This is a genomic window from Aestuariimicrobium ganziense (genome assembly GCF_015352975.1).
In the GTDB taxonomy this organism is placed as follows: Bacteria; Actinomycetota; Actinomycetes; order Propionibacteriales; family Propionibacteriaceae; genus Aestuariimicrobium; species Aestuariimicrobium ganziense.
The window spans coordinates 137374-149466 of record NZ_JACYIZ010000003.1; the positions used below are offsets into that span (position 1 = coordinate 137374).

General features: G+C 69.7%; 12 protein-coding genes. 3 read left to right on the forward strand and 9 right to left on the reverse strand.

All coding sequences use genetic code 11. From position 1 onward, the window contains the following. Window positions 1–6: 6 nt before the first annotated feature. Window positions 7–1500 (reverse strand): CCA tRNA nucleotidyltransferase, encoded by a 1494-nt coding sequence (locus tag IE660_RS06560; RefSeq protein ID WP_203567539.1) that lies wholly within the window; start codon window positions 1498–1500, stop codon window positions 7–9. A gap of 35 nt (window positions 1501–1535) precedes the next feature. On the opposite strand from IE660_RS06560, the gene IE660_RS06565 reads away from it, so the two are divergent. Continuing rightward, window positions 1536–3143 carry a glycerate kinase family protein gene (locus tag IE660_RS06565; RefSeq protein ID WP_235997124.1) on the forward strand — a complete coding sequence of 536 codons (1608 nt, stop codon included), beginning with the start codon at window positions 1536–1538 and terminating at the stop codon, window positions 3141–3143. A gap of 7 nt (window positions 3144–3150) precedes the next feature. Here the strand turns inward: IE660_RS06565 and IE660_RS06570 are convergent, their stop codons facing one another. Genes IE660_RS06570 through IE660_RS06595 form a run of 6 tightly spaced genes read right to left on the reverse strand, consistent with a single transcriptional unit; the run spans window position 3151 to window position 7174 of the window. Continuing rightward, window positions 3151–3690 (reverse strand): nucleotidyltransferase domain-containing protein, encoded by a 540-nt coding sequence (locus tag IE660_RS06570; protein ID WP_203567540.1) that lies wholly within the window; start codon window positions 3688–3690, stop codon window positions 3151–3153. A 38-nt stretch (window positions 3691–3728) separates the two neighbouring features. Continuing rightward, entirely contained in the window at window positions 3729–4577 is an 849-nt protein-coding gene (locus tag IE660_RS06575) for an EamA family transporter (RefSeq protein WP_328701877.1), read from the reverse strand. A gap of 1 nt (window position 4578) precedes the next feature. Continuing rightward, a complete protein-coding gene (locus tag IE660_RS06580; RefSeq protein WP_203567541.1) occupies window positions 4579–5463 on the reverse strand; it encodes a mechanosensitive ion channel family protein in 885 nt (294 codons plus the stop codon). A gap of 23 nt (window positions 5464–5486) precedes the next feature. Beyond that, on the reverse strand, window positions 5487–6260 hold the full coding sequence (locus IE660_RS06585; RefSeq protein ID WP_203567542.1) for a class I SAM-dependent DNA methyltransferase: 774 nt from the start codon (window positions 6258–6260) through the stop codon (window positions 5487–5489). After that, window positions 6260–6505 carry a CarD family transcriptional regulator gene (locus IE660_RS06590; RefSeq protein WP_203567543.1) on the reverse strand — a complete coding sequence of 82 codons (246 nt, stop codon included), beginning with the start codon at window positions 6503–6505 and terminating at the stop codon, window positions 6260–6262. Before IE660_RS06590 ends, IE660_RS06585 begins: the two co-directional genes overlap by 1 nt. A 45-nt stretch (window positions 6506–6550) precedes the next feature. Beyond that, complete coding sequence (locus tag IE660_RS06595; RefSeq protein WP_203567544.1) at window positions 6551–7174, reverse strand: winged helix-turn-helix domain-containing protein; 624 nt, start codon at window positions 7172–7174, stop codon at window positions 6551–6553. Between the two features lie 66 nt (window positions 7175–7240). On the opposite strand from IE660_RS06595, the gene IE660_RS06600 reads away from it, so the two are divergent. Further along, complete coding sequence (locus IE660_RS06600) at window positions 7241–8482, forward strand: MFS transporter (protein WP_203567545.1); 1242 nt, start codon at window positions 7241–7243, stop codon at window positions 8480–8482. Here IE660_RS06600 and IE660_RS06605 read toward each other — a convergent pair. Then, window positions 8472–9248 (reverse strand): SIR2 family NAD-dependent protein deacylase, encoded by a 777-nt coding sequence (locus IE660_RS06605; RefSeq protein WP_203567546.1) that lies wholly within the window; start codon window positions 9246–9248, stop codon window positions 8472–8474. The two genes, IE660_RS06600 and IE660_RS06605, sit on opposite strands and share 11 nt — an antisense overlap. After that, a complete protein-coding gene (locus IE660_RS06610) occupies window positions 9245–11191 on the reverse strand; it encodes a penicillin-binding transpeptidase domain-containing protein (RefSeq protein ID WP_203567547.1) in 1947 nt (648 codons plus the stop codon). The genes IE660_RS06605 and IE660_RS06610 overlap by 4 nt, the downstream gene beginning before the upstream one ends. 98 nt (window positions 11192–11289) lie before the next feature. Here IE660_RS06610 and IE660_RS06615 point away from each other — a divergent pair, with 98 nt between their 5' ends. Then, window positions 11290–11955 (forward strand): response regulator transcription factor, encoded by a 666-nt coding sequence (locus IE660_RS06615; RefSeq protein ID WP_203567548.1) that lies wholly within the window; start codon window positions 11290–11292, stop codon window positions 11953–11955. The last annotated feature ends 138 nt before the right edge of the window (window positions 11956–12093 follow it).

Sequence of the window (12093 nt, forward strand, 5' to 3'; positions counted from 1 at the left end):
CCCAGCCTACGGACTCTGGTCGCCGGGACGGTCGTCACGTTGCCGCCACCAGTCCAGCAGTTCCTCGCGGGCGCGGTCGGGCCCCAGCGGCCCGTGCTCCATGCGCAGCGCCAGCAGGTGGTTGTAGGCCTCGCCGACGGTGCGTGAGGGCGTGAGGTCGAGGATCTGCATGATCTGGGTGCCGTCGAGGTCGGGACGGATGGCGTCCAGTTCCTCCTGGGCGGCCAGTTCGTCGATCCGGGCTTCGAGGTCGTCGTAGGCGCGACGCAGCCGGGTGGCCTTGCGCTGGTTGCGGGTGGTGCAGTCCGACCTGGTGAGGATGTGCAACTGCTCGAGCAGGTCACCGGCGTCGCGCACGTAGCGGCGTACGGCCGAGTCGGTCCAACCACCCGATTCGGACGAGAGCCCGTCGGCGTAGCCGTGGAAGCGAAGGTGCAGTTCGACCAGCTTCGAGACCGCCTTGACCTGGTCGGTCGAGAACCGCAGCGCCTGCAACCGCTTGCGGGTGAGCTTGGCGCCGACCACGTCGTGGTGGTGGAAGGTCACCCGGCCGTCGGCCTCGAACTCGCGGGTCGCGGGCTTGCCGATGTCGTGCAGCAGGGCGGCGAGTCGCCCGACCAGGTCGGGGGCGTGGCCGCGGGCCTTCTCCAGGTCGATCGACTGCTCGAGAACGGTCAGCGAGTGCTGGTAGACGTCCTTGTGGCGGTGGTGTTCGTCGCTCTCGAGCCGCAGTGCGGGCAGCTCGGGCAGCACCTGGTCGGCCAACCCGGTGGCGACCAGCAGGTTGAGCCCGATGCTCGGCCGGTCGGTGAGCAGCAGCCGGATCAGCTCGTCGCGGATGCGCTCGGCCGAGATGATCTGCAGCCGGTCGGCCATCGCGGTCATCGCCGCGACCACCGCTGGGTCGGGGCGGAACAGCAGTTGGCTGGCGAACCGCGCCGCGCGCATCATCCGCAGCGGGTCGTCCGAGAAGCTGCGCTCGGGCGGGAACGGGGTCATCAGCCGCTGCTGGGCCAGGTCGGACAGGCCACCGTGCAGGTCGATGAACTCACCGGTCACGACGTCGATCGCCATGGCGTTGACGGTGAAGTCGCGCCGCACCAGGTCGTCGGCGATGCTCTCACCGAAGCGCACCTCGGGCTTGCGTGAGTCGCTGCGATAGGCATCGGCGCGGAACGTCGTGATCTCGACCAGCCATTCGCTGTTGGCGTCCCTGGCCAGCGCACCGATGGTGCCGAAGGCTCGTCCCACGTCCCAGGTGGACGAGACCATCGGCTTGATCAGCTTCTCGATGGTGTCGGGGTCGGCCGAGGTGGTGAAGTCGAGGTCATTGGCCAATTGGCCCAACAGCACGTCGCGCACCGATCCGCCGACCAGGTACAGCGAGTGCCCGGCCTTGGCGAAGGCCTGGCCGAGGCGGCCGACCAACGGCGTCGAGGCCAGCAGGCGGTCGACGTCGGCCCGCAGGGCGGGCGGCAGGGTCGGGCTGGGCGATGACACGAAAGACGAGTCTAGTTGCTGCCAGACTGGCGGGCATGCGCGTGGTGGTGGCGATCGACAAGTTCAAGGGTTCGCTGACCGCGGCCGAGGCCGCCCGAGCGGTGGTCGAGGGCGTGCGGCAGGCGTGGCCCGAGGCACGCGTCGACGTCGTCCCGGTCGGCGATGGCGGTGACGGCACGCTCGAGGCGGCGGTGCTGGCCGGTTTCGAGTACGTGCCGGTCACCTGTTCGGGCCCACTTGGTGAGCCGGTCGCGTCAGGCTATGCGGTGCGCGACCAGGTGGCTGTGGTCGAGTTGGCCGACGCGTGTGGGCTGCTGCGCCTGCCCCAGGGCGGTGACGGACGCCCCGCACTCGACGGCTGGAACGCCGGAACCGCCGGCCTGGGTCAGGTGATGACCGCCGCGATCGAGTCCGGCTGCCACACCGTGGTGGTCGGCCTGGGTGGCTCGGCGTCGACCGACGGTGGCGCCGGCATGCTGCAGGCACTGGGGGTCGCGCTGCTCGACGGTGAGGGGCAACCGATCGTCCCCGGCGTGGCGGGGCTGCAGACCGTGGAGCAGGTGGGGGAGTCGTCGCTGGTCTCGAAGGGCGTGAGCCTGGTGGCGGCGACCGATGTCGACAGTCCGCTGCTCGGCCCGCGCGGTGCGGCGGCGATCTTCGGCCCGCAGAAGGGCCTGGACGAGGCCGGGGTGCGTCAGGCGGACGCCGCGCTGGCGAGGTTGGCTGATCTGGTCGAGACGGCCCTCGGACGCAGCGAACGCGACATCCCCGGGGCAGGTGCGGCTGGTGGCACCGGGTGGGCGCTGCTCGTGCTGGGGGCCCAGGTGCGTCGTGGTATCGACGTCGTCCTCGAGTGGTCGAACGCGGACGACCTGCTGGCCGGCGCAGACCTGGTCATCACCGGCGAGGGATCGCTGGACGAGCAGAGCCTGGGCGGCAAGACCCCGGTGGGGGTGGCGCAGTGGGCTGCCCGCCACGGGGTGCCGTGCGTGGCGGTGAGTGGACGACGCACGATCACCGACGAGCTGGCGCGTGCCGCGGGCTTCGAGGACGCGGTCGCGCTGACCGAGGTCGAACCCGACCTGCAGCGGTGCCAGGACGAGGCCGCCCGCCTGCTGGTCGAGGCGACCCGACGGTTGGTCGAACGCCAGATCGAGGTGCATGAAGGGGCGGCCGCGGCGGGATTCGGCGACGAGGTCTGGCCGGTGTACTCGGAGGTGTTCGGTGACCACGACCGAGGCCGGTTCACCGACGAGTTGTGGGGTAGGCACTCGGCACGACCCGGTTTCAGGCTGGCCCTGTCGCGCCGCGGTGGGAAGGTGGTCGGTTTCGCCTGGGGCTACACCGGGGAACGTGGCCAGTGGTGGTCTGACCAGGTGGCGACCCACCTGCCCGAGGTGGCCGACGAGTGGCTGGGGGGCCACTTCGAGTTCGTCGAGCTCGGCGTTCTGGAGTCAGCGCGGGGCGAGCGACTGGGTGCCCGGCTGCACGATGCGCTGCTGTCGGGACTGCCGCATGGGTCGTACCTGCTGGGCACCGACCCTGACCCGGACGACCCGGGGCACCGGCTCTACGCCCGGCGCGGTTGGCAGGTGCTGGGCAGGCTGCCGTGGAACTCGGTGGTGATGGGGCGTCGGGCCTGAGCGGGGTTCAGAGCTTGGGCAACTCGATCGGGGTGATCGTGGGGCGCTTGAGCTTCTCGAGTTCCATCAGGTCGTGCAGGTCGACGTCACGGGGCAAGTAGCCCTTGTGCAGGTGCTCCTGGTGCTCGATCGAGCCGACGACGACGTTGCGTCCCTCGACGGTGCCGACGGTGCGGTCGCCGACCGGGTGGTGGAAGTACCCTTCCTTCTCCACCGACTGGTAGCCGCTGCCCTCGTCGTCCAGCACCATCGGGTGCACGTCGACCCGGTGCACCACCCGGTCGTCGTGGTTGATCCGGGTCATGGTCTGGGCCACTGGCATGTAGTCGCCCTCGAGCTGGTAGCCGCGTGACTCCAACCACTCGATCAGGGCGTCGAAGTGCAGCCCGTCGAGGTAGAGGTCGATGTCCAGGTGGGGGCGGGTCTGCTGACCGACCAGGGCGTCGACGCCCCATCCGCCGTTGATCTGGTAGGTGACCTCGTTCGCCTCGAGGTGGTCGACGAGGGCGACGACCTCGCTGGCCGGGGTTGCTTCGGTGTACTCCACGGGGTCAATGGTGGCAGCGAAGTGGTGAAGGGCCAAGGTCAGGCTGTCGCGGTGGGGCTGCTTGCGCGGCGGGCGAACGTGGTCGCGCCCCAGGACGCGATGACGACGAAGCCGATCGCCACCCAGTCGGTGACACCGAGCAGTTCACGCAACACGACCAGCGCAGCCAGCGCGGCGGCAGCGGGCTCGAGGCTCATCAGGATGCCGAAGATGCCCGGAGGAATGCTGCGCAGGGCGATCAGTTCGAGTGAGTAGGGCACGATCGTCGACATCACCGCGACCAGGGCACCGGTGCCCAGCACCCGCCAGTCGAGCAGCGCCGACCCGGCCGCCCAGACCCCGGGGACGGCGAAGACCAGGGCGCCCAGCGTGCAGGCCAGGGTGATCACACTCAGCCCCTGCCACGAGCTGCCGATCCTGGAGCCCATCACGATGTAGAGCGCCCAGCAGGCACCGGCGCCCAGGGCGCAGGCCACGCCGATCCAGTTGTCGATCGACCCGCCGAGCCCGAGCAGCGCCACCCCGCCGGCGGCCAGGCTCACCCAGAGCAGGTCGAGCAGGCGTCGTGAGCCGAGCACCGCCAGGGTGAGCGGGCCGAGGAACTCCAGGGTGACGGCGATGCCGAGCGGGATCCGGCTGAACGACTCGTAGATCATCCAGTTCATGCCGACCATGCCGGCGGCGTAGAGCAGCGCGAGCCGCCACTGGGCGCCGGTTCGTCCACGCAAGGTCGGACGAGCGAACCCCCACAGGATCAGCGCCGCGAACGCGAGCCGAAGCCAGGTCATGGTGACCGGGGGCACGGTACCGACCAGGTTCTTGGCAGCTGCCGCGCCGACCTGCACCGAGACGATGGCGATCAGCACCGGCCAGACGGCTCGGTTCACCTCAGCCGCCGTAGGTCAGTTCGGGCCCGGGGCCCTTCACGCCGGCCGCGTCGAGGGCGTTCTTGGCGCGCTCGCGCAGTTCGCGCTGCACACCCCACTGCTGGTTGGCCACGCACTTGGCGATCACCCGGATGGTCATCGTCTGTCCGGTGATCGACTCCACGCCCAGCACGGTCGGGGTCTCGAGCAGGTGCTGCTTCCACTCGGGTTCGGCGTCCATCTCGGCGACCACCTGCCGGATGATGCCGATCACCTGGGTCGCGTCGGAGGTGTAGTGCACGTCGATGTCGATGGTGGCGTTCGACCATCCCTGCGAGATGTTGCCGACCCGGATGATCTCGCCGTTGCGCACATACCAGACCTTGCCGCCGGCGTCGCGGACGGTGGTGACCCGCAGGCCGACGTCCTCGATGGTGCCCTTGACCTCGCCGAGGTCGACGACATCACCGACCCCGAACTGGTCCTCAGAGATCAGGAACACCCCAGAGAGGAAGTCCTTGACCAGCGACTGGGCACCGAAGCCGAGCGCGACGCCACCGACCCCGGCCGAGGCGAGCAGCGGGGCCATCGGCAGCCCGAGCATGCTCATGATGGTGAGCAGGGCGACGGTGGCGATGACGAAGGTCGAGACCGACCCGAGCATGGCGCCCAGGGTCTTGGCACGCTGCACCTGGCGGGTGGTGTCCCAGCCGCTGGCACGGGCCAGGATCGCGCCAGCGCGCTGACCCAGGGTCGCGGCGTGCTCGTCCCGCTTGCGGATCGCCGCCCCCACCACCCGGGTGAGCGCGAACCGGACGACGACACGCGCCAGCACGGCGAGCACGACCACCACGACGATGGCGATCAGGGTGTCGGGCCAGACCCAGGTCAGCTGCAGCAGGGGCATGGTCGCCATTGTGCCGGTTGCGCTCAGGCCAGGCAGTACACCGAGACGTGGCTGGGCGACTCGGCGGTGAACTCCGCCTTCGTCCAGTCGGCCCAGCGGTGCTCCAGCTCGAAGCCGGCCAACTGCGCCATCAGGTCCAGTTCGCTGGGCCAGATGAAGCGGTGCGGTGACCTGCCCACGGTCGCCTCGCGGCCCTCCCCGAAGTGGAAGTGGTGGCTGACCACGAACTGGTTGAGCAGGTCGAAGGTGTCGATGCCCAGGTACCCCGGCCCGGTGAAGCCGTCAGTCTCGTCGGTGAACACCACCGCCGAGCGACCGGGCGTCAACGACCGCACCTCGGGCACCCACAGTTCGATGACGAACCGTCCGCCCGGACGAAGGTGCGCAGCCGCGTTTCGGAAGCACTGCACCTGACCGGCCTGGGTGAGCAGGTTCGAGATGGTGTTGAACACCAGGTAGACCAGCGAGAACTCTCCCTCGACCCGGGTCGTCGACATGTCACCCAGGGTGACCGGGATCTCGTCCTCGGTCGCCTTGGTGCGCAACACCTCGACCATGTCGGGCGACAGTTCGAGTCCCGAGACGTCGACGCCGCGCTGCCACAGCGGAACCGCCACTCGTCCGGTGCCGATCGCGAACTCCAGCACCCGGCCGCCCTCGGTCAGTTCGATGAGTCGGTCGCCGGTGGCGGCCAGCAACTGCGGGTCGAACATGCCGGTGGCCTCGGCCGGGTCGTAGGTGCGGGCGGCGTGGGCGTCCCAGACCCGGTTGGAGTCGAAATCGTCGATGTTGATCATCAGCTGGCCAGCGCCATCTCGTCGAGCACGGCGCGGCTGCCCTCGCGCAGCAACTCCTTCTCGCCCTGGGGCAACCGTCCCACCTCGGCCTTGGCGATCGGCACCATGATCGTCATCCCGGTCTGTTGCACGCTCAGTTCGGCGTAGTCGACCGGAGCTGACTTGAGGTTCCGAGTGGCCTTCTGGGTCACCGTGCAGGGTCCGTGATGGGGGTGGATCACGACGAGTCCTTCGGTGAACTGCATGGCCATCCTCGCTTCTGGGAACGTCCTTCCAGTCTATCGGTGGCGTCAGACAGGGTTGCCATCGGTTGCCAAGGGCGAGTCCGGGAGGACGAGGGTGCTGACGATGGCCCGGACGCGCCTGCGCCCCTGGTGCTCACCGGCGTCGTAGCGGACGTCCGCTGCTTCGATGTTGCGGCGCAGCACCTCGGTGAGTTCCTCGGTCAGTGTGGCCAGTTCGTCCACCGTCATCCACGCGCTCGAGGTCGAGCCACTCGTGGCCCGGCGCCACTCATCCGGCTCGTCGGCCGCCTGTACGCGCCAGCGGTGCATCGCCGCCGCGGTGTCGTCGATGAAGTGGGCGGCCACCAGGTCGACCCCCGGCACCACCTCGGGGTGGTCGCGGTCGGGGTAGGTCTGGAACGAGAACGAGACCGCCTGCCACCAGCGCTCCCGGCCGACTCCCTGCTCCTCGGCCTCCTCGACCAGACCGAACCTCGCCAACTGGCGCAGGTGGTAGCTGGTCTGGCCCGAACTCTCACCGGTCTGTCGCGCCAGCATCGACGCGGTGGCCCGTCCCTGGTCGCCCAGCAGGCTGTACAACCGCATCCGCAGCGGGTGGCTGAAGGCCTTGACCTGGTCGGCGGTCGCTCTCGGCGCCCACTCCACGCCGCCGGGCTTGACGTCACTCATGTGCAGAGATACCTTTGCAGAGAAGTCTTTGCATACGTTCTTCTGCACCAGTTTAGGGGACGCGCGATGGGCAAGCTGGGACGCGACTTCCGCATCCACCTCACCGGCGTCGGCCTGGCCAACCTGGCCGACGGCATCCTGTCGGTCGCCGTGCCACTGATCGCGATCACCCTGACCCGATCACCGCTGCTGATGGGGGTGCTCACCGCCGCGATCTGGGTGCCCTGGCTGCTGGCCGGCATCCCGGCCGGGGTGCTGGTCGACCGCTGGGACCGCAACCGCACCCGCGTGGTGGCGCTGTCGCTGCGCGCGGCCCTGCTCGCCGGGGTCGCCGTCGCCGTCGTCACCGGCCACCTGACCATCTGGCTGCTGGTCGTCGCGGCCATGCTCTACGGCCTCACCGAGGTCTTCACCGACCTCGCCGCCGCCAGCATGGTGCCCACCCTGGTCGGACGAGAGGCCTCGTCGCTGCACCGCGCCAACTCGCGGGTGATGGCGGTCGAGACCGCTGCCAACGGATTCCTGGGTGCCCCAATCGCCGGCGGACTGCTCGCGCTCGGCACGGTCTGGGCGGTGAGCGCCCCTGCGGCCCTCGGCCTGCTCTGCGTGCTGCTGATCGGTCTCGGCCTGCGCGGTGACTACCGGGCCGCCGATCCCAATGGCCCACGCGAGCTGCGAGACGAACTCTCGTCCGGACTGCTCGAGGGGCTGCGCCTGGTCTGGCGCCATCCCGTGCTGCGACCGCTCGCCATCGCCGCCGGTGGCTTCAACTTCTTCTCCACCGGGCTGAGCGCGGTGCTGGTGCTGTACCTGGTCGGTGAGGGGTCGGCGGTCGGCATGACCGCGCAGCAGTACTCGCTGGCCGTGCTGGCGTTCCCGGTCGGTGCGATCGGTGCGAGCCTGGTCGCCGAGCGGATCGTCGCCCGGTTCGGTGAGGTGCGCACCATGGTGGGTGCCTGGGGCGTCAACGGCCCGCTGTTGTTGCTGCCGGTGCTGCTGCCCAGGCTGTGGGCGATCGTGGTCTTCTTCGTCCTGCTCGCCGGGGTTGGGGTGGTCGGCAACGTGGTCACCCAGGCGGTTCGTCCGCGGATGGTGCACGCCCACCAACTGGGACGAGTCACCGGCGCCGGCCGGGTCATCGCCTTCGGGGCGATGCCACTCGGCGCCCTGGTCGGAGGGCAGTTCGCGCAGTGGTTCGGCATCCCGACCACGATCGTGGTGGTGGGTGTGGGCATCCTCGCCACGGCAGTCCTGGTCGGGCTCAGCGTCACCCAGCGCCTGGTGGACGCCCACGAGATCAGGGCCTGAACAACTCTGGCACCACCTGCTCGATGTCACCCCACACCCGGGCGTGGGCCAACTGGTCGTACTCGGTCGCCTCGGCGTTGACGATCACGGCCTTCGCACCGTGGGCAATGGCGTACGGGACGAGCCCGGCCACCGGTTGCACCGACAGCGTCGACCCGATCGCCACCACCAGGTCGCAGCTGACGGCCGCCTCGACGCAGGCGTCCAGCACCTCGCGCACCAACATCTCGCCGAACAGGATGACCGTGGCCCGTAGGACGCCCCCACACCCGGGCTCCTGGCAACGGGGATCAGGTTCACCGGCCTGCACCCTGGCCACGACGTCTGCGGTCGGTTGCAGGTGGCCGCAGTCCTCGCACCGGGTCAGCCGGGCGTTGCCGTGCACCTCGTGCACCAGCTCGTCGGACGACCCCGCCGCTTGGTGCAGCCCGTCAGTGTTCTGCGTGGCGATCGCCAGCAGGTGCCGGCCCCGCTCCAACTGGCTCTGCTCGAAGTCGGCCAGCGCCCGGTGCGCTGCCGTCGGTTGGGCCTGCCACACGGCCTGGGCCGCCCGGCGCTGCCACGCCGCAGCTCGCACCTCGTCGTCGTACAGGTAGTGGTCGATGTCGCTGATCAACTCGGCCTTCGGGTCGAGCGTCCACAACCCCTGCGGGCCACGGAAGTCGGGAATCCCGGCCGCGGTCGAGATGCCCGCCCCGGTCAGGACGAACACCCGCTGGGCTGCCTGCACCAGGTCGCGGGCGTCGGCCAGGTCGTCGGTGCTCATGACAGGAACTCCTTGATCAGCGGCAGCGCGGTCTTCGAGCCCGACTCGCCCTCGTGCACCATCGCCGCGATGGCCACGTCGTCGGTCCAGGCGACCATCCAGGCGTGGGTCTTCGGCTTGGCTCCGCCACCGAACTCGGCCGTGCCGGTCTTGGCCCCGGTCATCACGCCCTTGAGCCCGGCGCCCGACCCCGAGGTCACCACCGCGGTCATCATCTGCCGCAACTGGGCGGCCTCATTGGCGGTCAACGGGGCTGCCTTGGGTTCGGGCTTGGTGCCCTCGACCAGCCACGGGATGGTCGTCCGTCCCGCTGAGACCGACGCCGCCAGCCCGGCCATCGCCATCGGCGAGGCCTCGACCTCACCCTGGCCGATGGTGTTGGCGCCCTTGACCACCGGGTCGCTGGTCTCGGGCACCGAGCCGAAGAACGCCGGGTAGCCGACGTCGTAGTCGACCCCGATGCCCAACGACGCCGCAGCCGCTGACAGGTCGTCGCGGTCGAGCTTGGGCGCCGACCCGATGAAGGCGGTGTTGCACGAGGTGGCCAGCGCGTCCTGCAGGCTCATCGTCCCCACCCGGGAGGCCGGGAAGTCGTTGTAGTTCTTGAAGGTGCGGCCGTGCACCGTGATCGTGGACGAGCAGTCGACCGGGGTGCCCGCCGACCAGCCCTTGCGCACCAACGCCAGCGAGGTGGCCACCTTGAAGGTCGAGCCGGGTGCGTAGCGTCCGTAGTTCGCGAAGTTGTTCTCGCCCGCGGCCGGAGAGGTCGCCATCGCCAGGATCGCCCCGTCGCTGGGACGCACCACCACCATGGTGGCCACCGGCTTGACCTTGGCGAGCACCCCCTCGGCCTTCATCTGCGCCTCGAGGTCGAGGGTCAACTGCAGCGGCTGACCACCCACCGCGTCCTTGTGGAACAGGGTGATGTCGGGCTGCGGTTCGGCGGTCGAGTCAGGTGCGGGTGTGGCATTGGTGCGGGTGACCATCAGCACCGAGTGCTCGGCCTTGCCGCGCAGTTGTTCGTCGTAGCGGCGCTGCAGGCCGCTCTGGCCGACCAGGTCACCGGCCCAGACCTGGCCCTTGCCGTTCTTGATCTGCTCAGGGGTGGCCGGGCCGACCGTGCCCAGGATCGCGCGGGCGAAGCTGCGGGTCGGGGCGAGCACCCCCTTCTGCCTGACCACGGCCACGCCGGAGATCTCGGTGGCCTGGGCGGGGATCTCGCTCTGGCGCACGGTGATCGCCGGGACGAAGGCCTTCGCGCCTGCCCCCTTGACCCGGGCGGTGTAGGCCTTGGCGTCGATCTTCAGCAGCGCGGCCAGCGCCTTCGCCGAGGCCTCCCACAGGGTCGGGTCGAGGTTCTGCTTGTCGATGCCGATCTGGAAGACGTCACGCTCCTCCATCAACGCAGCCCCATCGGCCCCCACGATCGGCGCCCGTCCGGGCAGCGTGCGCACGTGCCGCAGCCTCGAGATCTCGTTGAGGTCGGGATGGACGATGCTGGGCTTCCAGACCACCTGCCACCGTTCGCCGAGTTGGTTGAGTTCGGCCTGGGAGGTGAACACCCAGGCATTGCCGCCCACGGTGTAGGTCTGCTTCAACTCGACGGTCGCCACTCCACCCTCGCGGTAGCTGACCGGTTCGGGCCTGACCACGGGCAGCAGCCCGTCCATGCCCGACATGATCGTTGCCAGGTCCTTGGCCGCCGCGCTCGCGCCCGGGTCGCCGAGCATCGGCACGCCGGCGAGCTTGCCGGTCGACAGGCCCTTGACCAGGGCATCGACCGTGGAGCGCGCCGGGTCGCTGGCCGCGCTCGGACTGCTGGAGGCGCTCTGGCCCTGGCTGGTGCTGGGGTCGGGGGAGGGCGCTCGTCCGCCGGTGCACGACGACAGCCCGACGGCCATCGCGAGCACCACCGCGAGCCACGATGAGCGGCGCAGATCCATCACGAGCACCTCCTCGGCAGTCGCGACCAACTTAGCCGAGCCGCCCCAACCGGGCCGACACCGTGCGCCTCGGCCCTGATCCGTCCACAATGGGGGCCATGAGCACACTGCTGGTCGTCGAGGACTCCGACGTGATTCGTCACTCGGTGGTCGCTGCGCTGCGTGCTCAGGGCCATCGCGTCAAAGGCCTGCCCGACGGCACCGAACTCGAATCGGCGATCAACCAACTGCAGCCCGAGGTGATCGTCCTCGACGTCATGCTGCCCGGCGGACGCGACGGTTTCGAACTGCTGAAGGTGGTGCGCCGCCAGAGTCGCGCCGGGGTGGTCATGCTGACCGCGCGCGACGACCTCGAGAGTCGGGTGCGTGGACTGTCCGGTGGCGCCGACGACTACCTCGCCAAGCCGTTCGCGATGGTCGAGCTGACCGCGCGGGTCGAGGCGCTGCTGCGTCGTACCGGCGCGGCCGGGTCGAGCGTCACCGTGGGCGACCTGGTGGTCAAGGACGACGCCGCCCTGGTCACCCGCAACGGGGTGACGGTCGAACTCACCGAGACCGAACGCAAACTGCTCGCGCAGCTGGCCAAGCACCCCGACCGGGTGGTCTCGAAGACGCAGTTGCTGACCGCCGTCTGGGGTTACAACGGCTACGACGAGAACATCGTCGAGGTGCACATCTCATCGCTGCGGCGGCGCCTCGAGGCGCACGGTCCGCGAGTGATCCACACGCTGCGCGGCCGGGGCTACCGACTCGGTGAGCAGTGATCGGACGCCTCTCGATCAGGACTCGCATGCTGGTCGCCATGTTCCTGGTGTTCCTCGGCACCCTGCTGATGCGGGCGATCACCGCCGAGCACATGGCTCGCAGCGGCGTCGCCCCCTGAGTACTGCTCGACACTGAGC

Coding starts and splice junctions, on each gene's coding strand:
- IE660_RS06600 (WP_203567545.1), top strand. CDS start 7,241: ATGGGCAAGCTGGGACGCGACTTCCGCATCCACCTCACCGGCGTCGGC.
- IE660_RS06595 (WP_203567544.1), bottom strand. CDS start 7,174: ATGAGTGACGTCAAGCCCGGCGGCGTGGAGTGGGCGCCGAGAGCGACC.
- IE660_RS06590 (WP_203567543.1), bottom strand. CDS start 6,505: ATGCAGTTCACCGAAGGACTCGTCGTGATCCACCCCCATCACGGACCC.
- IE660_RS06565 (WP_235997124.1), top strand. CDS start 1,536: ATGCGCGTGGTGGTGGCGATCGACAAGTTCAAGGGTTCGCTGACCGCG.
- IE660_RS06585 (WP_203567542.1), bottom strand. CDS start 6,260: ATGATCAACATCGACGATTTCGACTCCAACCGGGTCTGGGACGCCCAC.
- IE660_RS06580 (WP_203567541.1), bottom strand. CDS start 5,463: ATGCCCCTGCTGCAGCTGACCTGGGTCTGGCCCGACACCCTGATCGCC.
- IE660_RS06610 (WP_203567547.1), bottom strand. CDS start 11,191: ATGGATCTGCGCCGCTCATCGTGGCTCGCGGTGGTGCTCGCGATGGCC.
- IE660_RS06615 (WP_203567548.1), top strand. CDS start 11,290: ATGAGCACACTGCTGGTCGTCGAGGACTCCGACGTGATTCGTCACTCG.
- IE660_RS06605 (WP_203567546.1), bottom strand. CDS start 9,248: ATGAGCACCGACGACCTGGCCGACGCCCGCGACCTGGTGCAGGCAGCC.